The 24,442-nt window shown below is 69.5% G+C and carries 21 protein-coding genes; 15 read left to right on the forward strand and 6 right to left on the reverse strand.

The features are described from left to right. Window positions 1-120 precede the first annotated feature (120 nt). Both SM754_RS04335 and SM754_RS04340 read left to right on the forward strand, forming a co-directional pair. Window positions 121-576 carry an NAD-binding protein gene (locus SM754_RS04335; RefSeq protein WP_323674975.1) on the forward strand — a complete coding sequence of 152 codons (456 nt, stop codon included), beginning with the start codon at window positions 121-123 and terminating at the stop codon, window positions 574-576. Then, on the forward strand, window positions 573-2,750 hold the full coding sequence (locus tag SM754_RS04340; protein WP_323674976.1) for an amino acid permease: 2,178 nt from the start codon (window positions 573-575) through the stop codon (window positions 2,748-2,750). Before SM754_RS04335 ends, SM754_RS04340 begins: the two co-directional genes overlap by 4 nt. 33 nt (window positions 2,751-2,783) lie before the next feature. Here SM754_RS04340 and SM754_RS04345 read toward each other — a convergent pair whose 3' ends face one another. Beyond that, complete coding sequence (locus SM754_RS04345) at window positions 2,784-3,368, reverse strand: NUDIX hydrolase (protein WP_323675252.1); 585 nt, start codon at window positions 3,366-3,368, stop codon at window positions 2,784-2,786. Window positions 3,369-3,472: 104 nt separating this feature from the next. Between SM754_RS04345 and SM754_RS04350 the strand changes: the two genes are divergently transcribed. Together SM754_RS04350 and SM754_RS04355 are read left to right on the forward strand one after the other, a co-directional pair. After that, complete coding sequence (locus tag SM754_RS04350) at window positions 3,473-4,906, forward strand: alpha/beta hydrolase (protein ID WP_323674977.1); 1,434 nt, start codon at window positions 3,473-3,475, stop codon at window positions 4,904-4,906. Window positions 4,907-4,937: 31 nt separating this feature from the next. Then, a complete protein-coding gene (locus SM754_RS04355; protein ID WP_323674978.1) occupies window positions 4,938-5,849 on the forward strand; it encodes a PhzF family phenazine biosynthesis protein in 912 nt (303 codons plus the stop codon). A 16-nt stretch (window positions 5,850-5,865) separates the two neighbouring features. On the opposite strand, the gene SM754_RS04360 is transcribed toward SM754_RS04355, so the two are convergent. Then, the gene (locus SM754_RS04360; RefSeq protein ID WP_323674979.1) at window positions 5,866-6,516 is read right to left on the reverse strand and encodes a hypothetical protein; all 651 of its coding nucleotides are present in this window, start codon (window positions 6,514-6,516) and stop codon (window positions 5,866-5,868) included. Between the two features lie 168 nt (window positions 6,517-6,684). Here SM754_RS04360 and ppsA point away from each other — a divergent pair, with 168 nt between their 5' ends. Next, the gene (gene ppsA / locus SM754_RS04365; protein WP_323674980.1) at window positions 6,685-9,000 is read left to right on the forward strand and encodes a phosphoenolpyruvate synthase; all 2,316 of its coding nucleotides are present in this window, start codon (window positions 6,685-6,687) and stop codon (window positions 8,998-9,000) included. Between the two features lie 81 nt (window positions 9,001-9,081). Here the strand turns inward: ppsA and SM754_RS04370 are convergent, their stop codons facing one another. Next, on the reverse strand, window positions 9,082-9,999 hold the full coding sequence (locus SM754_RS04370; protein WP_323674981.1) for a site-2 protease family protein: 918 nt from the start codon (window positions 9,997-9,999) through the stop codon (window positions 9,082-9,084). 163 nt (window positions 10,000-10,162) lie between these two features. Here SM754_RS04370 and SM754_RS04375 point away from each other — a divergent pair, with 163 nt between their 5' ends. The 5 genes from SM754_RS04375 (at window position 10,163) to metG (ending at window position 16,868) form a co-directional block, all read left to right on the forward strand. Continuing rightward, the gene (locus SM754_RS04375; protein ID WP_323674982.1) at window positions 10,163-11,362 is read left to right on the forward strand and encodes a DUF7537 family lipoprotein; all 1,200 of its coding nucleotides are present in this window, start codon (window positions 10,163-10,165) and stop codon (window positions 11,360-11,362) included. Between the two features lie 158 nt (window positions 11,363-11,520). Then, entirely contained in the window at window positions 11,521-12,597 is a 1,077-nt protein-coding gene (gene mfnA / locus SM754_RS04380; RefSeq protein ID WP_323674983.1) for a tyrosine decarboxylase MfnA, read from the forward strand. Window positions 12,598-13,001: 404 nt separating this feature from the next. Next, window positions 13,002-13,520, forward strand: coding sequence for a YqaA family protein (locus SM754_RS04385; RefSeq protein ID WP_323675253.1), 519 nt, complete (start codon window positions 13,002-13,004; stop codon window positions 13,518-13,520). 123 nt (window positions 13,521-13,643) lie between these two features. Then, window positions 13,644-14,318: a LiaF transmembrane domain-containing protein gene (locus tag SM754_RS04390; RefSeq protein WP_323674984.1), complete on the forward strand. Its 675-nt coding sequence runs from the start codon at window positions 13,644-13,646 to the stop codon at window positions 14,316-14,318. Window positions 14,319-14,681: 363 nt separating this feature from the next. Continuing rightward, entirely contained in the window at window positions 14,682-16,868 is a 2,187-nt protein-coding gene (metG, locus tag SM754_RS04395) for a methionine--tRNA ligase (protein WP_323674985.1), read from the forward strand. A gap of 182 nt (window positions 16,869-17,050) precedes the next feature. Here the strand turns inward: metG and SM754_RS04400 are convergent, their stop codons facing one another. Further along, a complete protein-coding gene (locus SM754_RS04400; RefSeq protein WP_323674986.1) occupies window positions 17,051-18,274 on the reverse strand; it encodes an FAD-dependent oxidoreductase in 1,224 nt (407 codons plus the stop codon). Between the two features lie 123 nt (window positions 18,275-18,397). Between SM754_RS04400 and pyk the strand changes: the two genes are divergently transcribed. The 5 genes from pyk to SM754_RS04425 all read left to right on the forward strand — a co-directional run bounded on the left by pyk (window position 18,398) and on the right by SM754_RS04425 (window position 23,250). Then, window positions 18,398-20,158, forward strand: a complete 1,761-nt coding sequence (gene pyk / locus SM754_RS04405; protein WP_323674987.1) for a pyruvate kinase — start codon at window positions 18,398-18,400, stop codon at window positions 20,156-20,158. 53 nt (window positions 20,159-20,211) lie between these two features. After that, window positions 20,212-20,571: a DUF7312 domain-containing protein gene (locus SM754_RS04410; protein ID WP_323674988.1), complete on the forward strand. Its 360-nt coding sequence runs from the start codon at window positions 20,212-20,214 to the stop codon at window positions 20,569-20,571. 66 nt (window positions 20,572-20,637) lie between these two features. Then, the gene (locus SM754_RS04415; protein WP_323674989.1) at window positions 20,638-21,318 is read left to right on the forward strand and encodes an NfeD family protein; all 681 of its coding nucleotides are present in this window, start codon (window positions 20,638-20,640) and stop codon (window positions 21,316-21,318) included. 69 nt (window positions 21,319-21,387) lie between these two features. Beyond that, window positions 21,388-22,548, forward strand: a complete 1,161-nt coding sequence (locus SM754_RS04420) for an SPFH domain-containing protein (protein ID WP_323674990.1) — start codon at window positions 21,388-21,390, stop codon at window positions 22,546-22,548. A gap of 81 nt (window positions 22,549-22,629) precedes the next feature. After that, entirely contained in the window at window positions 22,630-23,250 is a 621-nt protein-coding gene (locus SM754_RS04425; protein ID WP_323674991.1) for a winged helix-turn-helix transcriptional regulator, read from the forward strand. Between the two features lie 126 nt (window positions 23,251-23,376). Here SM754_RS04425 and SM754_RS04430 read toward each other — a convergent pair whose 3' ends face one another. Further along, window positions 23,377-23,826: an HTH domain-containing protein gene (locus SM754_RS04430; RefSeq protein ID WP_323674992.1), complete on the reverse strand. Its 450-nt coding sequence runs from the start codon at window positions 23,824-23,826 to the stop codon at window positions 23,377-23,379. 260 nt (window positions 23,827-24,086) lie between these two features. Further along, the gene (locus SM754_RS04435; protein ID WP_227131592.1) at window positions 24,087-24,326 is read right to left on the reverse strand and encodes a DUF7123 family protein; all 240 of its coding nucleotides are present in this window, start codon (window positions 24,324-24,326) and stop codon (window positions 24,087-24,089) included. Window positions 24,327-24,442: the final 116 nt, after the last annotated feature.

Raw genomic sequence — 24,442 nt, forward strand, 5'->3', positions numbered from 1 at the left:
ACCGCGAATAAAACAGATTATATTGACGGGTTAGTTCCAGAACCAGCTAATTTATGCTGTTCCGTCTTCTACAGTGGGTACGAACGCGTGGTTCGGTCCACCGAACTGCGACCCACAACGATGTCACTCAAACCACCAACGAACCCGTTCTCGAGCACCGAGACCAGCGACGAGGCCGCTGACTACTACGTCCTGGGCGGCAACCACGTCGGCGAGGCCGTCGCCGAGCGACTGCTTGCGAACGGCCACGACGTCACCGTCGTCACCGAATCGTCGACCGAGACCGACCTCACCGGCTCGGCGACCGAGGCCGACCTCACCGGCGTCGACGGCGACGCGTCGGACCTGTCGACGCTCGAGGCAGCCGGTGTCGCCGACGCGTCCACCGTCGTCGTGGCGACGCGAACCGACGCCCGGAACCTCCTCGTCGCCCAGCTCGTCCGCACGCAGTTCGACGTCCCCCGAGTCGTCGTCCTGACGAACCACCCGGACCGGATGGCGTCGATCGACGACGCCGGACACGACCCGGTCTGCGCGACGAACGCCATCGCCGACGCGATCGTGGGGGACCTATGAAGGAGCTCGAACGGGACCTCGGGCTGCCGTCCGTCCTCGCCATCAGCATCGGCGCGATGATCGGCAGCGGCATCTTCATCCTGCCGGCGCTCGCCCTCGAGATAGCCGGCCCCGCGGTCATCGTCGCGTACCTCCTCGCCGGCCTCCTCGTGATCCCCGCCGCGCTCTCGAAGTCCGAGATGGCGACCGCGATGCCCGAAGCCGGCGGCACGTACATCTACATCGAACGCGGCATGGGGCCGCTGCTCGGCACGATCGCCGGCGTCGGGACGTGGTTCTCGCTGTCGTTCAAGGGCGCGCTCGCGCTCGTCGGCGGCGTCCCCTACCTCCTCCTGCTGTTCGACCTGCCACTCAAGCCCGTCGCGCTCGGCCTCGCGGGGTTCCTCGTCCTCGTGAACGTCGTCGGCGCGAAGCAGACCGGGCGACTTCAGACGGTCATCGTCGTCGTCATGCTCGCGGCACTCGGGTGGTTCGCCGCGGGAAGCGCGGGGAGCGTCGAGTCCGCGAACTACGCGAACTTCTTCGGCGACGGTCTCACGGGCGTGCTCGCCGCGACCGGCCTCGTCTTCGTCTCGTACGCCGGCGTCACGAAGGTCGCGAGCGTCGCCGAGGAGGTCGAGGACCCCGGGCGGAACATCCCGCTGGGCATCCTCGGGTCGCTCGCGTTCACCACGCTCCTGTACGTGGGTATCGTCGCCGTCCTCGTCGGCGTCACCGACCCCGGGAGCGTCGCGGGGTCGCTCACGCCGGTCGCCGTCGCCGCCGAGCAGACGCTCGGCGAGGCGGGCGTGTACGCCGTCATCCTCGCCGCCATCCTCGCGCTCATCTCGACGGCGAACGCCGGCATCCTCTCCTCGTCGCGGTATCCCTTCGCGATGAGTCGAGACAAGCTCGCGCCGCCGTCGCTCTCCGCGGTCAGCGACCGGTTCGGGACGCCCGTCGCCTCCATCACGCTCACGGGCGCGGTCCTGCTCGCGCTCATCGCGTTCGTCCCCATCCTCGATATCGCGAAGCTCGCGAGCGCGTTCCAGATCATGGTGTTCGCGCTCGTCAACCTCGCTGTCGTCGCGTTCCGGAACGGCTCGACGACGTACGAGCCCGAGTTCGAGTCGCCGCTGTACCCGTGGATACAGATGTTCGGCGTGATAACGGGCGCGCTGCTGCTCACGCAGATGGGGACGGTCGCGCTCGTCGGCGCGGCCGTCATCATCGTCGCGAGCGTCGCGTGGTACCTCCTGTACGTCCGGTCGCGCGTGACCCGCGAGGGCGAGGCGACGAAGGCCGTCCGCCAGCAACTCGGCGAGGACGCGCTGACGGACGTCGCCGACACCGAGGGCGACGCCGGGAACGTCCTCGTCGCGTTCACGAAGGCGGTCGGGGAGGACCGCGAGCGCGCGCTCCTCTCGCTCGCCGCGGACCTCGTCCGGGCGGACGACGGGCGCGTCGTCGCGGTCCGGTTCCAAGAGATCCCGGACCAGGCGCCGCTCACCGAGCACGCGACCGTCCAGTCCTCCCAGGACCGCTCGTTCGAGGCACGCGTCGAGCGGCTCGGCGAGGACCTCGACGTCGACGTCGAGGCCGACGAGATCGTCAGTCACGACACGAAGCACGCCATCGTGAACTTCTCGGAGAGCCGCGGAGTGGACTCGATCATCGCGGAGCACGAGCCGCTCCGTCTGCGGTCCCGACTGCTCGGCGACCCCGTCGACTGGGTCGTTCGCCACGCGCACTGCGACGTCCTGCTCGTTGATAACCTCGGCTACGACCGCCTCGAGGACGTCGTCCTCGTCGGCGACGGCGGGACGTACGAGCCGACCTCGGTGAACGTCGCGGACGCGATCACGACCGCGAACGACGCCCGCCTCTCGCTGCGGAGTCCGGCCAGCCGGGATGCGGCGAGCGGCGACGGCCCCGGGCCTGCCGTCGACTACGAGTCCGAGCTGTCGGCGATGCTCTCGGCTCCGGTGCACGTCGAGTCCTACCGTTCGGACGGCGGGCGACTGTCCCGCCCCGACCTGGTCGTTCGCGGTGGCCCCGACCATCGACTCCGCGCGGCGCTGTTCGACGAGCGGCCGGCGTTGCCCGCACCGGACTGCACGACGGTGACCGTGTTCCCGCGCCAGGAGCGCCAGCCCGGGTTCCTCCGGCGGGTGCTCGAACGCGTCGTCTTCTGACGGTCGTCCGCGACGGACCCTGCGCGGACGCCCCTACGCCAGGCGGTCTTCGCGGTCCATCTTCTCCGGCGCGCGCCAGTCCGTCGTCAGTTCGAGGAACTGGACGAGGATGCGCGCTGTCGCCCCCCAGATGGTGTAGTCGTCGACGTGGAAGTAGTGGACGACGACGTCGCCGTACTCGGGATGCTCGCGGCGTTCGACCTCGTAGTTCTCGGCGTCGAGGAGGTCGCTGACGGCGACGACGACGACCTCGGCGACCTCGCGCTCGTCGGGCAGGTACTCGCGGTCGGGGATGCGGGCGACGACGGGAGTGACGGCGTACTCGGTGATGGTGCGGATGTCGTCGATGCGTGCGACGACCTCGACCTCCTCGGGCGCGAGCCCGATCTCCTCGTGGGCCTCGCGGAGCGCGGTCGCCTCGATGTCGGCGTCCTCGGGTTCGCGGCCGCCGCCCGGGAAGCTCATCTGGCCGGGGTGCTTGCCGAGCTCGTCGCTGCGTTTCGTGAAGAGGAGGTGGTCGCCGTCGGCGCGCTCGACGATGGGGATGAGGACGCCGGCGTCCCGCGGCTGGTCCGTGACGGTTATCGGGTCGAACGCGCGAACGCGAGCGAGGTCCATCGGGTATCCGGGTCGTGCTACGAGCGCGACCCGTATAGCGTTCACTCCTCGCGCGGGTCATCGCGGACGGAACGGTCAAGGACCGAACGACCGTTGGGTCTCGCATGGATTCGTCCTCCAGACGCCGCGTCCTGCAGGTGCTCGCAACCGGAACCGCGGTCGGCGTCGCCGGCTGCGCGGGCGGGACGGACACCGAGACCGAACCCACGACCGCCGGGTCGACGACGACCGAACCGACGACGGGGACGACCGCGTCGTCGACGACGGACGCAACGACCGAGGAGCCGGTGGCGCTCACCGACGAGGAGCGCGTCGCGCTCGCGAAACGCGTCACCATGGAACTCGCCGACGGCGACTTCCAGGCGGTCCACGACCGCCTCACCGACACCGCGGCCGGGCAGCTCTCGGTCGACCAGCTCGCGCAGGCGTGGGCGACGTACGGCGAACCGCTCGGCGCGTTCCGGGGGGCGACCGTCGAACAGGTCGCCGAGACGCGGGGTCAGCCGCTGGTGGTGCTCCGCGCGACGTTCGAGCGCGGGGTCCTGCGCGTCGTCACGGTCTTCGACGGTGAGCGACTGAGCGGCCTCCAGATTCAGCCCGTCCAGCAGTCCTACCAGCCGCCGGCGTACGCCGACGAGGACGCGTTCGTCGAGCGAGCGCGGACGCTGGCGTCGCCGGCGTGCGACCTCGGCGCGACGCTCACGCTCCCGACCGCGGCCGCGGACGGCGATTCGACCGTCCCCGGTGTCGTCCTCGTTCACGGGTCGGGCCCGAACGACCGGAACGAGAGCTTCGGCCCGAACCGGCCGTTCCAGGACCTCGCGTGGGGACTCGCCTCGCGCGGCGTCGCGGTCCTCCGGTACGACAAGCGGACGTTCGCGTGCGACAGGGCTCGCGAGGACGGTCTCGGGTTGGACGCGCTGACCGTCGACGACGCCGTCACGGCGCTGGACGTCCTCCGCGGCGAGGACGCGGTGGGGTCGGTCGCGGTCGTGGGCCACAGCCAGGGCGGGATGGCTGCACCACGCATCGCGGCGCGCGCCGACGTCGACGGGATGGCGTCGCTCGCCGGCTCCGGCGGGTCGCTCGCCGAGCTCGTCGCGGTCCAGGTCGAGTACCTCGCGAACGTCGACGGCGCCGTCAGCGACGCCGAACGCGAGCAACTCGACTCGGTCCGCGACGCGGTCGACCGCATCCAGGCCGGCGACCTCGGCGACGACGAGGTCGTGCTCGGCTACCACGCCGACTTCTGGCGGGACCTCGCCGCGTACGACCAGACCGCGGTCGCCGCCGACCTGTCCGTGCCGCGATACGTCGCGTTCGGCGGGCGCGACTATCAGGTGCCCGTCGAGCGCGAACGCCCGCCGTGGGCGGACGCCCTCGCGGACGCCGCGAACGCGACCCTCCGGACGTACGAGAGCGCGAACCACCTGTTCCTCCCCGGCGAGGGACCGTCCACGCCCGGCGAGTACCTCCAGCGCGAGAACGTCGTCGAGGCGCTCGTCGACGACCTCGCCGCGTGGACGGACGACCTGTAGCTTCTTGGGGCGGCCGTCCGTCCCCGTAGTCGTGACCGACCACGACACGCGACGGGTAGCGCTCGTCGACGCGTTCACGACCGAACCGCTCGCGGGGAACGCCGCCGGCGTCGTCCCCGACGCGGACGACCTCGAACCGGACCAGCAGCAGGCGATCGCGCGCGAGCTCTCGGTGAGCGAGACCGCGTTCCTCGAAGAGAGCGACGACGCGGACCGCCGACTGACGTACTACTCGCCGACGCAGGAGGTCGACCTCTGCGGGCACGCGACGATAGCCGCGCACGGGTTCCTCCACGACGACGGCGCGCTCGACGCCGGGACGCACACCATCGAGACGAACGTCGGCGTGCTCGACGTCGAGGTCGTCGAGGACGGGACGGTGTGGATGACTCAGGACACCCCGTCGGTCCAGCCCGTCGACGTGGACTACGAGCGCGTCGGGGACGCCCTCGGCGTCGACCCGGCCGCGTTCCAGGACGTCGGCGCCGACCTCCAGGCGGCGGTCGCGTCCACCGGCCTCCCGTTCCTCGTCGTTCCGGTGAACTTCCTCGAGCACGTCGGGAACGCCGACCCGGACGACGCGGCCGTCGAGGCGCTCGCGGACGAGCACGACGCCGCGGGCGTGTACCTGTTCACGTTCGACGCGCTCGACGCCGACAGCACGCTGCACGCTCGCGCGTTCTGCCCGGGACTCGGCGTCAGCGAGGACCCCGTCACCGGGACCGCGAGCGGCGCCGTCGGCGCGTACCTCCGACAGGCGGGTGCGTTCACGGACTTCCCGGACGAGGTCGTCTGCGAGCAAGGGCACTACCTCGACCGGCCCGGGACGGTCCGCGTCCGCGTCGACGGCGGCGACGTCCGCGTCGGCGGCCGAGCGGTCCTCGCGCTCGACGGCGAACTACGGGTCCCCGAGTACGAGAGCGACGACATCCTCGAAGTATAGGTCCGCGGAACGTCGGTCAGTTCGCGCGCTCGTCGTCGCCGTCGCCCGACCCGCTCTCGGTCGACCGCGACGCGCGCCGGTTGCTCTTCCGGTTCGACTCCCGGCCGCCGCTCGCGCTCGCGGACTCCTCGCCGCTCGTGCTCGCGCCGCCGTCGTCGCTCGCGTCGCTGCCGGCGGCGCCGCGGCGACGCGACCGCCGACCGTTCTCGCCGCCCGCGGACGCGCTCTGACTCGACGCCCGACCCGCGCTCCCGCCGCCGGACGCGTCGTCCGCCGTGAGCGCCTCCTCGTGGCGCTTCACGTCCGACTCGACGCTCGAGATGCGGTCGTCCACGTCGCTCAACACCGCGCGCTTCACCGCCGCCGCGTCAGCGCCACCGCCGCCACCGCCGGTGTCGGCGACCCTCCCGACCGTCACGACGAGCGCGACGGTCTTCCCGACCTGCCAGACGACCACGCCGACGACCGCGAGCGCGAGGAACGTCGTCGGGTTCGCCGCCGCCACCGCATCGCCCCAGTTCTGTGGCGCGTCGTTCAACACGATCTGTGCCGCGTCGCCGAGCCCGAGCCACGCTCCGACGCCGACGATGCCGAGCCCCACCACGGCCGCGAGCGTCGCGAGCACCTGATGGAACGCGACGTACTTGACGGTCTGCTTTGCGTCCATGCGACAACGCTCGCGGGACAGTCGTATTAACTCTGGGGCCCGACGTGCCAGCCAACCGACCCGCCGTCGACCGGGCCGCACGACGACGCGTTAACGCGACGCCGAGTGAACGTACACTCGCTGGTGTCGGAACCTTCATGATGGTCTCCGTCGGACGACCGCACACAGATGGCAGTACTGTGGCTGGACGACATCAGAGCCAGCGACCTCGAACGCGTCGGCGGGAAAGGCGCCTCACTCGGTGAACTGACCGCCGCCGGACTCCCCGTCCCGCCAGGGTTCGTCGTGACCGCGGGCACGTACCGTCGGTTCATCGAGGAGGCCGGCATCGCCGACGACCTCTTCGAAGCCGTTGACGTCGACGTCGACGACACCGAAGCACTCGCCGCCGCCCAGGAGCGCGCGAGCGAACTCATCCTGAACTCGCCGTTCCCCGACGAGCTCCGCGAGGAGATCCTCGGCGCGTACGCCGACCTCGGCGACGGCGAAGAGTTCGTCGCCGTCCGGTCGTCCGCGACCGCTGAGGACCTCCCCGACGCCTCCTTCGCCGGGCAACAGGAGACGTTCCTCAACATCACCGCGGACGACCTCCTGGAGCGCGTGCGAGAGTGCTGGGCGAGTCTCTTCACGCAACGCGCGATCTACTACCGGAAACAGCAGGGGTTCGAGCACTCGGACGTCAACATCGCGGTCGTCGTCCAGCAGATGGTCGACGCGGAGAAGTCCGGCGTGATGTTCACCAGTCACCCCTCGACGGGCGAACCGAAGATGATAGTCGAGTCCGCGTGGGGGCTCGGCGAAGCGGTCGTCTCCGGGTCCGTGTCGCCGGACAACTACGTCCTCGACCGCCAGACCGGGACCGTCGAGGAGGTGACGGTCGCGGACAAGAAGGTGATGATGGAGAAGGACGAGGCGACCGGCGAGACCGTCGAGCGCGAGGTCCCCGAGGGCGACCGCGAACGACGCGTCCTCACCGACGAGGAGCTCGACGCGCTCCGCGACCTCGGCGAGACCGTCGAATCGCACTACGACACGCCACAGGACGTCGAGTGGGCGATCATCGACGACGACGTCTACATGCTGCAGTCCCGGCCAATCACCACCATCGCGGACGACGCGGAGGACGTGGGCGACACGCGCGTCGACGCGGACGTGAGCGTGAGCGCCGACGACGGCAGTCCGAACGGGACGACGGCCGACGGCGGGAGCGGCGACGTGCTCGTCTCCGGCCTCGGCTCCAGTCCCGGTATCGCGAGCGGTGCGGCCCGCATCGTGAAGAAGCTCGACCAGCTCGACAAGGTCGAGGAGGGCGACATCATCGTCACGGAGATGACGACGCCGGACATGGTGCCGGCGATGAAGCGCGCCGGCGGTATCGTCACCGACGAGGGCGGGATGACGAGTCACGCCGCCATCGTCTCGCGGGAGCTCGGCGTCCCGGCGGTCGTCGGCGCGGGCGACGCGTCCACGACGCTCTCCGACGGCCAGCTCGTCACCATCGACGGCGACAAGGGCACCATCCGCGCCGGCACGGTCGAGACCGACGACGAGCAGCGCGAACCCGTCGAGGAGGTCCGCCCGCAGTCGCCGGTCAAACCGATGACCGCGACCGAGGTCAAGGTGAACGTCTCCATCCCGGAAGCCGGGGAACGCGCCGCCGCGACCGGCGCGGACGGCGTCGGCCTCCTGCGGATGGAGCACATGATCATGTCGACGAACAAGACGCCGGAGCGATACGTGGCCGACCACGGCGTCGAAGCGTACGTCGACGAGATAATCGACGGCATCCAGCGCGTCGCCGAGGAGTTCTACCCGCGACCCGTCCGCGTCCGCACCTTGGACGCACCGACCGACGAGTTCCGACAGCTCCAGGGCGGCGGTGACGAACCCGAGGAGCACAACCCGATGCTCGGCTACCGTGGCATCCGGCGGAGCATCGAGAACCCCGAGACGTTCAAGCACGAACTCGAGGCGTTCCGACGCCTCTGGTCGATGGGGTACGACAACGTCGAGCTCATGCTGCCGCTCGTGAACGACGCCGAGGACGTCGTCCGCGCGAAACAGCTCATGGTCGAAGCCGGTATCGACCCGAGCAAGCGCAAGTGGGGCGTGATGATCGAGACGCCGAGTTCCGCGCTGTGCGTCGAGGAGATGGCTCAGCAAGGCATCGACTTCGCGAGCTTCGGGACGAACGACCTCACGCAGTACACGCTCGCGGTCGACCGGAACAACGGTCGCGTCGCCAGTCGCTTCGACGAACTCCACCCCGCGGTCCTGGAGCTCATCGGGTCGACGATCGAGACGTGCCGCGAGTACGACGTCGCCACCTCCATCTGCGGGCAGGCCGGCTCGAAGCCCGAGATGGTGCAGTTCCTCGTGAACGAGGGCGTGTCGAGCATCTCCGCGAACATCGACGCCGTCCGCGACGTCCAGCACGAGGTCAAGCGCGTCGAACAGAAGCTCCTCCTCGACGACGTCCGCTGACCCGACAGTCGCCCGCTTCCTTCCGAGCGCTCGCGTTCGACCACCGGTCCCTCGCTTCGTCGTCGAACGGCGAGGCTCGCCTCAGAGGAGGACGGGGCCGACGACGACGAACGCGACGACGCTCGCGGTGAGGGCGCTCGCCCCGACCCAGACCGCGCGGAGGTCGTCGACGCCGAGCGCGTCCGCGGCGCCTTCGACGACGACGCGACCGACCTGCCCGCCGTCGAACGGCCAGATCGGGAGGGCGTTCAGGACCGCGAGGTTCGCGTTCAGGAACCCCGTCCAGAAGAGCGCGTTCGCGGCGACGCCGAGGCTCGCGACGTCGGCGGCCGTCGGCGCGGCCGCGGTCGTGTACAGCCACCCGAAGTACGTCAGGTACGCCTCCGCGATGGCGTCGACGCCGACGACGAGGAAGCCGACGCCGACGAGCGCGGTGACGGCGACGTTGTTCGCGACGCCCGCGGCGAACACACGGAGTCGACCGCGCGGCGAGACGCCGTCCAGGTCCGTCGCGGGCTTCGCGTACGCGGCGATCGGGAGGACACCGAAGAGGAGTGCGACCCCGAGCTCGTCGAGGTCGACGCCCTCGGTCCGGAATCCGATGGCGTGCCCGCCCTCGTGGACGACGGTCGCGACGAGGAGCGCGAGGACGACGTACCCGGTCGCGGCGACCGGCATGAAGTCGTTCACGCCCGGGATCGCGAGGACGTTGTTCGCCTGGTTCGCCGCCGTCGCCTGCACGTCTCGCGTCGCCACCGCGACCGCGACCCAGCCGATGGCTCCGAGTCCACTCGCCATCACGAGCGCGAGGACCGCGACGCCGACGTCGTGCCAGCGCCGCCACGGCCCGCGCGCGGCGATCGCGTCCACGAGCGCGTTCCCGCGGTCCGTGTGGAGGTACAGCGTCAGGAAGCCGACCTTCAGGGACGACGGCAGGCGCTCGTTCACCCGTGACTCGACGGCGTCGACCCGTCGCTTCGCGCGTCCGAAGATTCCCATCGTTCGCTTCGAGTAGCCTCCCCGGCCAGTTGATTCTACCGGCAGGTCGTCCGGAAAGAGAGGGGCGACCACGTCCGGAGTCGGGGCCGGCCGCGGTCGACACCTCCCCCGATTCCTGCGCCGAACCAAGAGATACTTACCTACCGAGGGGACCGTAGCATACATGGATACATCGAGAACCCTCCTCGTCGTCGCGGTCGTCGCGATGGTCGCGCTCGCCGGGTGTAGCGGCGGGCAGACCACGTCGACGGCACCGACGACGAACGGGACGACCGACCCGGTGACGACCACCGACGGCGGCGACGGCGGTGACGGTGGCGACGGCGGCGACGCCCTCGAAGGCATCGACACGGAACCGTGGATGTCCGCGAACGGCGTCAACGCCACTCGACTGCTCTCCGCGCACTTCGGGTCGCTCTCGGGGACGAGCTACCGCGTCGAGACCACGCAGAACTCCTCGGGACTGCTGTCGCTCCAGCGCGACGGCGTCCAGCGCGTCGCGGAGAACGGCGACACCATCTACGAGTACGACACGCGGACGAGCCGCGGGAACTCGACGACGCGCGCGTTCGTCAACGACACGTGGGTGCTCACGGAGAGCGGGAACGAGACCCGGACCGTCTACAGCGACTACCGCGTCGACGGTAGCCCGCAGTCGCTGAACTACACGCAGCAACTCATCCAGTACGTCCGCCTCGGGAACTTCACCGTCAACCGGACGTTCCAGGAGAACGGCGAGACGCGCATCGAGTACGTCGCGTCCGAGCCGGCAAGCGTCCGCGGTGCACAGGCTATCACGTCCTTCGACGGCCGGTTCGTCGTGAACCCGGACGGCCGGCTCCACGAACTCTCCGTCTCGGCGGTCCAGGAGGCGCAGTACGGGAACGCGACCAGCTCGTTCGAGTTCGAACTCGCGAAGGTCGGTGGCGTGGACGCGTCGACGCCCGCGTGGGTGTCGACCGCCCGCCAGCAGGCGACGACCGTCGACCTCGACTACGAGTACAACGGCAGCGTCCTGAAGGTAACGCACGAGGGCGGTGACACGGTCGCCGCGGGGACGCAGGTCGTCCTCTCCCCCCAGGCCGGGCGCGGTGTCGCGTACACGACGCTCCCGGCGAACTTCAGCGCGGGCGAGAGCATCTACGTCACCGCGAGCGGCGGCCGGGAGCTCAACGTCTCCTACGAGCCGGTTCCGAAGCCCGAGACCGGTATCGGTGGCGCGATCAACCTCGCGATGTACGGCTCGAACGGCGAGGTCGTGATGCGGACCACGCTCGGACCGACCGCCAACGCCAACACCAGCGCGATCGTACCCGTGGGAGACGTCGCGACGGTCGGATACGCGGGCGTCCCACTCGTCTAGTCCGCGGCAGCGACTCGATTACGGACAGCGCCGCGGCGTCCGTTCCTTCTTCACGACCGCTGGTGATTGCGTGGCGCTGTGGCTCGTGCTCGAAGCGACGTCGCGGTGGCGATTTCTCGAAACACAACAGATAAACTCTCCACGACGAACGTGTTGGTATGCGCGGCCAGCCACAGGAGTTCGACCGGGTGCTGTCGTCGATGTGTACCGAACCGCACCCCGTCGCTCGCGAGGCCGCAGACGAGTTCCTGGCGACGAACCCCGGTGACCCGGCGACGTACCAGACCGTCTCCGACCTCGAAGACGAGGTCGTGCGGATGCTCGGCGAGGTCGCGGAGATCGAGGACCCCGCCGGATACGTCGCGTCGGGTGGGACGGAGGCGAACATTCAGGCGGTACGGATGGCGCGGAACCGGTGCGTGACGCAGACGCCGAACGTCGTCGTGCCCGAGAGCGCGCACTTCTCGTTCAAGAAGGCGGCCGACGTCCTCGGCGTCGAACTCCGAGTGACGCCACTGCGCGAGGACCTGCGGGCGAACGTCGGTGCTGTCGAGCGGTTCTGCGACGAGGATACCGTGCTCGTGGTGGGGGTCGCCGGGTCGACGGAGTACGGGCGCGTCGACCCCATCCCGGAGCTGGCGGCGGTGGCGTCGGAGTACGGCGCGCTCATGCACGTCGACGCGGCGTGGGGTGGGTTCGTGTTACCGTTCGCCGACCACGAGTGGAGTTTCGCGGACGCGTCACTGGACACGATGACGATCGACCCGCACAAGGTGGGGCAGGCCGCGATTCCCGCTGGCGGGTTGCTCGCTCGCGACCCGGCGTTGTTCGACGCGCTCGCGGTGGACACGCCCTACCTGGAGTCGACGTCGCAGGCGACGTTGACGGGCACGCGGTCGGGTGCCGGCGTGGCGAGCGCGCACGCTGCGATGACGGAACTCTGGCCCGACGGGTACCGCGAGGAGTACGAGCGTCAGCAGGCGAACGCGGAGTGGCTCGCGGACGCGCTCGACGACGCGGGGCTGGACGTCGTCGACCCCGAGCTCCCGCTGGTCGCCGCGGCGATCGACGACGCCGCGTTCGAGGCGCTCCGGGACCGGGGCTGGCGGCTCTCCCGGACGAGCGACGACGAGCTTCGCGTCGTCTGCATGCCCCACGTCACGCGGGAGATGCTGACGTCGTTCGCCGCGGACGTGGAGGCGGTGACGGCGACGCTCGCGGCCGACGGCGGCTGAGAACGGCGTCTTTCTGATGCCCCGCGTACGGCGTGGACGTGGTCGCTCGCGGGTGGTCGGTCGAGAGGACAAGGCTTAGGTTTCGTCCCGCGCGACCGTCGGGACAAGTCGTGGTAGACCCCGCGCTTGCAGTCGCCGATGCGTCGGTTCACGCCGCTCGCACCCTCCAAACGCTTCCCTCGATAGCGTCGATGCCGGCGAGCGCGCCTGGAGTGGGCGTCGACGCGCTGGTCGACGTGGTCGCGGGCGCGAGTCGCGCGACCGGGATGGATGCGCTCGGGTCGGTCGGTACGGACGCGGTCGGGTCGGTCGGTCCGGACGCGGTCGCGTCGTTCGGTGGCCAGGAGGCGGCGGCGAACGCGACGTCCACGGGGACGACAGCGGGCGACGGCGGGTCCGGTGGGTTGCTTGACTTCCACTGGCTGCGGGTGCTCGTGGAGACGGCGACGGGCTGGGTGGGCCTCGGCATCATCGCGGTGTACTCCTTTCTCATCGCGTTCGTCCTCCCGCTCCCGAGCGAGGTCGTGCTCGCGGCTCCGCTCCAGCTCGGCGTCGGGTACTGGGGCGAGCTCTCCGCGATCATCGTCGTGAGCGGCCTCGGGAAGGCTGCCGGGAGTCTCTTCGCGTTCCACCTCGGGCAGGAAGCCAAGGAATCCGGCCCGGTCATCTCCGCGCTCCGACGGTCGCGGTTCAACGTCGTCGAGTGGAGCGAGAACAAGACCGTCGAACTCGCCCAGACGTACGGCTACATCGGGCTGGCGATGGCGTTGTGCGTGCCGGGGTTCCCGGACACGCTCTCCATCTACGCGTTCTCGGTGCTGGAGGAGGACTACCTGAAGTTCGCGCTCGCGACGTTCGCGGGGAGCGTCGGTCGTCTGGTGCTGTGGGCCGCCGGTGCGGAAGCGGTCCTGGCAGTCGTGTGAGGCGACGGGTCACGGCGCCCGGCGAGCGGTCGATTCGCGCGTCGTATCCGAACGACGGCTGCCGATTCTCGCCGGCTGGCGTCCGGGGTCTCGCTTTATCGTGTCGAACGTCGTCTGTCTAGCATGAACCTTCGTGTCACCAACCGGTCGGTACTGGGCGGCGTCGTCGTCGTCCTCGGCGTGCTCCTCCTCCTCGGCACCACGGGCACGTTCGAGACCGAGTCGCTCGTCCAGTTCGTTCCGTCGCTGTTCGTCCTCGTCGGCGCGTACGCCGTCGTGAAGAGCGGGTTCCGGAACCTCACCGGGCCCGTGCTCCTGATCCTCGTCGCTGGGAGCGTCCAGCTGCTCGCCCTCGACGTCATCACCGACGCGTTCGCCGAGACGTACTGGCCCGTGCTCGTCGTCGTCGGCGGCCTGACCATCCTCCTGTCGCGGACGCGTCGCCCCGACCCGTCGGTGCTGAAGGAGAACCTCGACCTCGTCGCGGTGTTCGGTGGCGTCGAGCGTCGTCCCGTCGGCGAGCGGTTCCGGTCCGCGGCCCTCGCGGTCGCGTTCGGCGGCGCGGAACTCGACCTCCGCGACGTCGCGAGCGCGAAACCCAGCGAGGTCGACGCGCTCGTCGTCTTCGGCGGCGCCGAGGTGTACGTCCCCGAGGACTGGGTGGTCGAGGTCGACGCCCTCCCGCTGTTCGGAGCCGTCACCGACGAACGGCCGCGCGCACCGCTCGCTCGCGACGGCCAGACGCCCGACCTCGTCGTCACCGGCGCCGTCGCGTTCGGCGGCATCAGCGTCAAGTAGTCCACACGGTTCACGACGTGGGAATCGGTCGCGTGCACGGTTCACGTCGTGGGAACCCGTCTCGTGCAACCGCGTGCTTTTTATTCACCAGCGTAGTACGGCCAACCGTGATTGCGGTCGTCCCCGACAACCGGCGTATGCGCTCGCCCCGAGCGACAGCGCCGGCGCGGACGGCCGCGGCTCGCCCGTCATAGGGCGACTCGCCCCGAACCGGGGTCTCGTTCTCCCGCGCCCGGAAACCCGGCCACCTCGACCACGTCCCGCTCGACGACTCCACGACGACCGCCAAGCGAAGCGACCAGCACGCATGCACGCACGGACGAACCGGCGGGTTTTAGGCCCGCACCGACCGGAGGCAGATGTATGAGTAGCGACGAGTATCCGACCGACGAGCCGGCGGTGGTGACGTGCGGGTTGCCGTACGCGAACGGCGACCTCCACATCGGCCACCTGCGGGGCTACACGGCCGCGGACGCGTACAATCGAGCGCTCCGTAAGCTCGGCCAGCAGACCGCGTACGTCTGCGGGAGCGACATGCACGGCACGCCCATCGCGGTGGGTGCCGAGAAGCAGGGTATCGACCCCGAGGACTTCGCGATGGAGTACCACGAGCAGTACGAGGAGACGTTCCCGCGGTTCAACGTCGACTTCGACAACTACGGGCATACGCACGACGCGACGAACGCCGAGATCACGCGGGACATCGTCGCCACCCTCGAGGACGAGGGGTACGTGTACGAGAAGGAGATCAAGGTCGCGTGGGACCCGGCAGAGGACCAGCCGCTCCCGGACCGCTACGTCCGCGGCACCTGCCCGTACTGCGGGGAGACGGCGCGAGGGGACGAGTGCGACGAGGGCTGTGGCCGACACCTCGAACCCGGCGAGATCGAGGAGCCGACGAGCACGATCACGGGGAACGCCGCGGAGTACCGCGACCGCGAGCACAAGTTCTTCGCGGTGAGCGAACTCAGCGACTACCTCACGGAGTTCCTCGACGGGCTCGAAGGGACGAGCAACGCCCGGAACCAGCCCCGGGAGTGGATCGAGAACGGCCTCCAGGACTGGTGTATCACGCGGGACATGGACTGGGGTATCGACTACCCGGGCGCCGAGGAGGAACTCGTCCTGTACGTGTGGGTGGACGCGCCCATCGAGTACGTCTCGTCGACGAAGCAGTACTCGGAGCGCGTCGGTGCGGACGAGTACGACTGGGAGGAGGTGTGGAAGCCCCAGGCGGTCGACGATGACGGCGAACCGGACGCGGCCGCCGGTGCGGCGGGGAACGGCGAGATAATCCACGTCATCGGGCGGGACATCATCCAGCATCACACCATCTTCTGGCCGGCGATGCTCCGCGTCGCGGGGTACACGACGCCGCGAGCGGTGTGTGCGACCGGGTTCGTCACGATAAACGGGAAGGGGCTGTCGACGAGTCGGAATCGCGCGATCTGGGCGCACGAGTACCTCGACGAGGGGTTCCATCCGGACCTGCTCCGGTACTACCTGACGACGATGGGTGGCTTCCAGCAGGACCTCGACTTCTCGTGGGAGCGGTTCGCGGAGCGCGTGAACGGCGAGCTCGTCGGGACGGTCGGGAACTTCTTCTACCGGAGCCTCCTGTTCGCGGCGCGGAACTTCGACGGGACGCCGGACGCGGACGTGAGCGAGGACGTCGCGGCGCGCATCGACGAGGCCGTCGACGAGTTCCGGACCGCGGTGAACGAGTACGACCTCCGCGGAGCGAGCGAGGCTGGCGTTCGCCTGGCGCGCTTCGGGAACGAGTACATCCAGCGGCACGAGCCTTGGAAGCTCGAGGACGGCGGCGACGAGCAGGCGCAGGTCATCCGAGACTGCGTGCAGGTCGCGAAGGCGGTCGCGGTGCTCTCGGAGCCGTTCATGCCGGAGAAGGCCGAGCGCGCGTTCGCCCAGCTCGGCGCCGACGCGGACGTCCACGCGGTCGAGCTGGACGCTGCGCAGGACCCCCCGGGTTCGTTCGGCGAACCGGACGAGCTCTTCGAGCAGGTCGAGGACGAGCGCGTCGAGGAGCTGGAGGCGAAGCTCGCGGAGAAGGTCGCCGCGGCCGACGACGGGGACGCTGGCGCGGACGACGGGGACGCTGACGCCGACGGGGACGACGCTGCCGACGATGACGATGCGGCCGCAACCGAAAGCGACGACTCCACGGGGGACGACGCTGGGGACGTGAGCGACGACATCGAACCCCTGAACGAGGACCGTATCAGCTTCGAGGACTTCCAGGCGATGGACCTCCGAGTCGGCCGCATCGAGTCGGCTGCGGGCATCGAGGGCGCGGACAAGCTCGCGAAGCTCGACGTCGACCTGGGCGCGGAGACCCGGACGGTCGTCGCGGGCATCAAGCAACTCCACGACCTCGACGAGCTTCCCGGCACGAAGGTCGTCGTCGTGGCGAACATGGAGAAGAACGAGCTGTTCGGCGTCGAGTCGAACGGGATGGTGCTCGCCGCGGGCGAGGACGCGGACCTCTTGACGACCCACGGCGACTCGGTCCCGGGGACGACGGTCCGCTGAGGTCGTCCCCCGGGCCGCGTCGAGGGTCGCTTTTTTGCGCGTGGTCGTGGTTCGTGTTAGACTGTACGACGTCGTGCTCGTAGCAACCGATGGGAGCGACGGCGGACGGGCGGCGGTCGACCGAGCGGCCAATCCGGGCTCCCCGCGTCCGCACGAGAGACGGGGCCCGTCGGATGGAGTCGTTACCGCGCGGGGTCGAGGTTCGCGTCCGCGGGGTTCCGGGCGTCGTACCGGTCGACGAACGCGTCGAGGCGGTCGGGGTCGTCCGCGCCGGGGAGGGGGACGCTCGCGGTCATCGACGGTTCGTCGACGCCGAGGCGGTCGGCGACCATGTCAGCGGTCGCCTCGGCCATCCGCCGGTACGTGGTGAGCTTCCCGCCGACGATGGTCGCGAGGTTCGCGACGCCGTCGTCGGCGTGGTCGAGCGCGAAGAACCCGCGCGAGATGCCTCTCCGGTCGCTGTCGGCCTCGTCGGGCGCGTACAGCGGGCGGACGCCCCACCACGTGCGGGTGACGTCGGCGTCCGCGACCGCGGGGAGCATCGCCGCGCACTCCTCGATGCACCGGTCGAGCTCCCAGTCCGCGTGCTCGTACTCGTCCGGGTCGTCCACGGGCACGCTCGTCGTGCCGAGCACGACCTCGTCGCCGTGGGGGAGGACGATGTCGCCGTCGTCGGGGTCCCGACAGCGGTTCAGGACGGGGCCGAGGTCGCCGTGGTCGACGGCGAGCATCGCGCCGCGCGAGGGCGCCATCGCGACGTCCACGCCCGCCATCGCGGCGACGTCGCCGGCCCACGCGCCGGTGGCGTTCACGACGAACTCGGGCTCGACGGTCGCGTCGACGCGCCCGCCGAGGTCGGCGGCGACCACGCGGCCGTCCTCGACTGCGAGGGCATCGAGGGGGGCGTGCGGGTGGACGCTGCCGCCTGCCGCTTCGACGGCGGCGGCGTTCGCGGCGACGAGTCGCGACGGATAGACGACGCCGTCCGGGACCGCCATCGCTCGCTCGACGTCCGCGCTCAGGCCGGGGACGCGTTCGCGGGCTTCGTCGGCGTCGAGGACCGTCGTGGGGATGCCGACGTCCTCGCAGGCCGCGCGCTTCGCGTCGAAGTACGTCGGGTCGTCAGCGGCGAGCTCGACGAACAGCCCGCCGGTGTCGCGGACGCACGCGCCGGCTATCTCGCGGAGGACGCGGTTCTCCTCGATGCACTCCTCGGCGCCGACCGGGTCGGATTCGGCGTACCGGGCGCCGCTATGCAGGAGGCCGTGCGAGCGACCGGACGTCCCGCTCCCGAGGCCGCCGCGGTCGACGAGCGCGACGTCGACGCCGCGGTTCGCGAGGTCGCGTGCGGCCCCGGTTCCGGTCGCGCCACCGCCGACGACGAGGACCGTCGGTGAACCGTTCATACTCCAAGCGCCGGCCCGGAGCCTTACGAACGCCGGGGTTCGGGCGACCGCGGCCGCGAACGTAACTACTCGAAAGTTAGTTAATCGCGAAGGCTTTTGGCCGGTGCCACAGAACCGGCAGGTATGCGAAGAGCCAAGATCGTCTGCACGCTCGGCCCGGCGTCGGCCGACCGACGGACGGTACGCGACCTCTGCGAGGCCGGCATGTCGGTCGCGCGCGTCAACTCCAGTCACGGCACGCTCGAGTCGCGCGCGGAGATCGTCGAGACGGTGCGAGCGGTCGACGAGGAGACCGACGTCCCGCTCGCGACGATGGTCGACATGCAGGGCCCCGAAGTACGAACCGCGCCGCTGGACGACCCCATCCACCTCGACACCGACAGCGAGGTCACGTTCGTCGAAGGCGACACCGCCACGCCCGACGTCGTCGGGCTCTCCTACGACCTGGAGGGCGTCGCGGTCGGCGACAAGGTCCTGCTCGACGACGGTCGCATCGAGACGACGGTCACGCGCGTCGACGCGGACGGCGTGCACGCCCACGTGGACGACGGCGGGGAGCTCGCGAGCCGGAAGGGCGTGAACACGCCCGGCGTCGACCTCGACCTCGACGTCGTCACCGACAAGGACCGCGAGGACCTCCGGCTCGCCGCCGAGCACGACGTCGACTTCGTCGCCGCGTCGTTCGTCCGCGACGCCGCGGACGTCCTCGAGGTCTCGCAGGTCCTCGAGGAGTTCGGCGCGGACATCCCCATCGTCGCGAAGATCGAACGGGCAGGTGCCGTCGACAACCTGGAGGAGATAATCGACACCGCCTACGGTATCATGGTCGCGCGCGGCGACCTCGGCGTGGAGCTCCCGATGGAGAAGGTCCCGATGATCCAGAAGCGCATCATCCGGCGCTGCCAGCAGACGGGCACGCCCGTCATCACCGCGACGGAGATGCTCGACTCGATGGTCCACGAGCGCCGGCCGACGCGCGCGGAGGCGAGCGACGTCGCGAACGCCGTCCTCGACGGCACCGATGCGGTGATGCTCTCCGCGGAGACCGCGATCGGCGACCACCCCGTGGAGGTGGTGTCGGCGATGGACAGTATCATCCGGCAGGTCGAGGGCGACGCCGAGTACGACGAGACGAACGAGCGTCGCGTCCCGGGTGCCGAGGAGTCCCGGACGGACGCGCTGGCGCGGTCCGCGCGATACCTCGCACGAGACCTCGGTGCGACCGCCATCGTCGCCGGGACCGAGTCCGGGTACACGGCGTTGAAGACCGCGAAGTACCGGCCGAACGTCCCAATCGTCGCGGCGACGACGACCGACGACGTGCGACGCCAGCTCGCGCTCTCGTGGGGCGTGCACGCGGAGTACGCGCCGCTCGGCGTGAAGGGCGCGGACGACGTCATCGGGAACGCCGTGCAGGCGGCGCTCGACGCGGGCGTCGCCGAGAGCGGTGACACGGTCGTGGTCCTCTCCGGGATGATGACCGAGGTCGAGGGGATGGGGACGACGAACGTCCTGAAGGTGCACATCGCCGCGGAGACGCTCGCGGCCGGTCGCGGCGTCGTCTCCGGGTACGGCGTCGGGCCGCTCCATCACGTCGAGGACGGCGACCTCGCGGCCGTCCCCGAGGGCGCCATCGTCGCGCTCGACGCGGACTTCGACGACGAGTTCGACGGCGACATCTCGAAGCTCGCGGGCATCGTCGACGCGCGCTCCGGGATGACCGGCTACCCCGCGATGGTCGCTCGCGAGGTCGGCATCCCGATGGTGAGCGGTGCGGCCGTCGGTCGAGCGTTCGAGGGAGCGATGGTCACGCTCGACGCCGAACGCGGCGTCGTCTACGAGGGCGAGATCCGCCGCGAGCGACGTGACCTGCCGGAGAGCTGACGACCCGCGTACGGACCCGTCGGTTTTTGCACCTCGGCGCGCTATAGTCGGACATGACCGACGAGACGTCCACGGGCGACCGGAACGCGGACGCCAGCGGCCAGTCGCGCGAGGACGACGGCGATTCCTGGGGGCGAACGGGCGATGACGACGATGACTCGACGGTCGGCGTGCCCCGCGACCTGAACGAGCCCGTGCCGCCGGACGCGCCCGAGCGAGAGGGCGCCGTCGACGACGAACTCCGGCAGGCGGTCGCGGACGACCTGGCGGAGGTCACCGACGACGAACCCGACTATCCGTCGGGCGACGACCCGATAGAACCCCAGCACGTGGACGCCGAGAACGCCGCGTTCGTCGTCCTCGGCGTCGTCTCGGTGCTCGCACTCGTCGTCGTCCTCGTTCTCAGCATCTGACGGCGACGGACGGGCGTCCCCCGGGAGCGCACAAGGTTTAATCGGCGCGCCTGCCAACGTTCGGGTATGGCTGACCCTCTGCTGGGACTGGGATTACCGCTGCTGCTGGTACTCGCGGGTGCGGGACTGATGCTCGCCGAGGCGGTGATCCCGGGTGCGCAGTTCGTCGTCGTCGGCGTGGCGCTGTTCCTCTCGGGACTCGTCGGTGTCCTCCTCGGCGGTGCGTTCACGAGCGTCATCGTACTGACCTTGATGACGGTCGCGTTCGGGGTGTTCGCGTACTTCGCGTTCCGCGAGATGGACCTCTACAACGGCCCGGACCGCGGGCAGACGAGCGACTCCGACGACCTGTCTGGCGTCACGGCGGTCGTCACCGAGAAGATCACGGCGCGCGGCGGTGCGGTTCGACTGGCCGAGGGCGGTGGGTTCGACCCGAACTATCGAGCGCGGTCGCGGCACGGCGACATCGAGGAGGGGACCGAGGTCATCGTCACCGACCCCGGCGGTGGGAACGTCCTGACGGTGGAGTCCCTGGACGCGGTCCGTGAGGACAGCATCGACCGCGAGCTCGCTCGCGGCCGCGAGGAAGCTGCTGGGTCGACGAACGAGGAGACTGCGGAGTCGAGCGACGGGGGACGCGACGACGACCCTGCGGAGGCGGAAGAGTCGTCGGGCGACGTGTCGGATTCGGAGTCGTCTCGCGACCGAGACGACTCCGAGACGGAGACAGAGACGGAACGCGCGTAGCCAATATCAGCCTCGTTTAGTTATTTAACAAACAGGAAGGCTTTTTGCTCGTCCATCTAACGTCGAACTATGGTACTGATACCACTGCAGGGTGTCGGCGGCACGATAGTGCTGCTGCTCGTCGTCATCGTCCTCGTACTGGCGATCGCGGCCCTCGCAAGCTCCGTGCAGATCGTACAGGCATACGAGAAGCGAGCGTACACCCGATTCGGGAAGTACCAGAAGCTCCTGGACCCGGGTGTCAACTTCGTCACGCCGTTCGTGTCGAAGACGTACACGTTCGACATGCGGACGGAGACGCTCGACGTCCCGCGCCAGGAAGCGATCACGCGCGACAACTCGCCCGTGACCGCCGACGCCGTCGTCTACATCAAGGTCATGGACGCCAAGAAGGCGTTCCTCGAGGTCGACGACTACAAGAAGGCCGTCTCGAACCTCGCACAGACCACGCTCCGCGCCGTCATCGGCGACATGGAGCTCGACGACACGCTCAACAAGCGCCAGGAGATCAACGCGCGCATCCGGAAGGAACTCGACGAACCCACCGACGAGTGGGGTGTCCGCGTCGAATCCGTCGAGGTCCGCGAGGTCAACCCCTCGAAGGACGTCCAGCAGGCGATGGAGCAGCAGACGTCCGCCGAGCGCCGTCGCCGTGCGATGATTCTCGAAGCGCAGGGTGAGCGCCGCAGTGCGATCGAGGAAGCGCAGGGTGAGAAGCAGTCCGACATCATCCGCGCGCAAGGGCAGAAGCAGAGCCAGATCCTCGAAGCGCAGGGTGACGCGATCTCGACCGTCCTCCGCGCGAAGTCCGCGGAAGCGATGGGCGAACGCGCCATCATCGACAAGGGCCTCGAATCCCTCGAGAACATCGGGCAGAGCGAGTCGACGACGTTCATCCTCCCCCAGGAGCTGTCGAGCATGCTCGGCCGGTACGGCAAGCACCTCACCGGGAGCGACGTGAAGGTCGGCGACGAGAAGCTCGAGACTCAGGACTTCGACTCGGAGACGCGCGAGATCCTCGGACTCGACGACATCGACGAGATCATCGGGCAGATCGAGAAGGAAGGCGAGCCGGACGTCGAGGCGATGGAGGAGCAAGCGCAAGCGATCAAGGAGGGCGAGGATCCCGCGCAGATATCCGACCCCGACGAGGTCATCGCGGAGATGGAAGACGAGTTCAATCCCGCGGACGAGCAGATGGAGGACGGGAGCGACTCGCAGTCGGACTGACGTCGGTTCGGCGGTGCCGGAACCGGCCGCACTTCCAGGCGAAGCGGTTTTATTCTTCGACGTGATACGTGCATCCGATAGATGACCGATCAGGATGGCGTCGACGAGCGCAAGCGCGCGACCCTCAAGCGGTTCGCTGCGCTCGGGGCGGCGAGTCCGCTCGCGAAGTTCTCCGACGCGGACTCGTCGGCGGACGCCACGGAGAGCGACGTTCGCGATGCCATCACGGGCTACCTGTCGACGACGCCCGGTGCGCACTTCTCGAAGGTCCGGGACGACCTCCAGTTGGGGACGGGCGAGACGCAGCATCACGTCCGCCAGCTCGTCGACGAGGGGCGGGTGACGGTGTATCGTGACGGGGATTACAAGCGGTTGTATCCCGGCGGGCAGTTCTCGGAGTTCGAGATGCGAGCGCTCGGGTACCTGCGTCGGGAGACGCCCCGTGGGATGCTCGTGACGTTGCTCGCGGATCCGTCGGCGTCGGCGTCGGAGCTGGCGACCGAACTCGGGGTGTCGCGGCCGACGGTCAGCAAGTACGCGGGCGAGCTGGAGGCGGCGGGGTTGTTGTCGCGCGAGGACGGGTACGCGGTCGCGACGCCGGAGACGGTCCTGATGCTCGTCGTCGGGTACGCGGATAGTTTCGACGAGCGCGCGGTCCAGCTGGCGCGGGAGGCGGCGGACCTGGTGACGTTCGACGGCTGAGAACTCGTTCTCGCGGTGACGTCTGTGGTCGGTGATGCGTAGCGGTCGCTGGGTCCGGGGGGTGATGGCGTCGATGCTGCGATGCGGAACCGGCGGGGGATGCCGTCGACTGTGGTTCGCTGGGATTCAGGCGGGGATGGCGTCGATGCTGCGGTCGTCGAGCGGGTCGTCGCCGTCCTGGATGGCGTCGAGGAAGTCCCGGGCGGTGACGTGGGTGCCGTCGGGGAGCGTGCACGGGGCGACGCCGGCGAGGTCGCCGTCGCGTTCGAGCGTGAGGTAGACGACGGGCGTGTGGAGAATCGCTTGCTCGGTGTCGGTGACGGGATTGGTTCGGGTGTGGATGCGGAACGGCGTGGTGGGGTCGACGGGTTCGGACTCGGCCCAGTCGGTGAGCGTCTCGTAGAGGCGGACGGGTTCGCAGTCGCTGTCGAGGGCGACGGTGGTGGGCCATTCGGTGAACGTGCAGGCGTCGACCTTCCCGGTCGTGTCGAGCGTGCGTGCCGCGGCGACGATCTCGTTCAGGGGCTTGGAGATGGGCGTGTACGCTCTGTGGTACACCCGAAGGGTCGCGGTCATGACGAGTAGTCTTTCATCAACATTCATCATAAACCGTTCGGTGCGTGGCAACGTTTGGCACGATTCGGCGCGTTCAAATAGGGACTGTGTGACCGAAGAACGGAGCGATGCCCCGGCGAAGGGGCCAGAAGGGGTCGCAAGCGGGCGCGAACGGCCCGGTCGGCCTCGTCGGGGTGTCACGGCCCGACGAGACCACGGCGGATGACAGGTCGATGGCGGCAGGGGTCGATAGCGTCGACCCGATGGAGGACCCGACCGTCTCAGACGGTCACCTTCCACGTCGTCGACGAGGAGTACCCCCACTTCTCGACGTCCACGTCGAAGTCGCCGCCGGCGATGGCGGTCATGTTCGTCCCCACCTCCTTCGCGGTCATGTCGAGGTCCTGCCCGATGAGGCGGGACTTGAAGTACGTCTTCATCTCAGCTTTCTCGCGGAGGTACTCGAGTATCCGGCACTGCTTGTCCGAGAGGTCGGTCGTCGCCGCGGCACTCGTGCTCATACATCCACCGACGGCTCGTTCGCCCTTAGGGGGTTTGGTACGGGTGGTTAATCCGACGCTTGCTTGCGGTTCTCGAGCGGCAAGGACCGCTCTCGAACCCCTCGCCGCGGCCCGTT

Source organism: Halorubellus amylolyticus (assembly GCF_034808145.1).
GTDB lineage: Archaea > Halobacteriota > Halobacteria > Halobacteriales > Natrialbaceae > Halorubellus.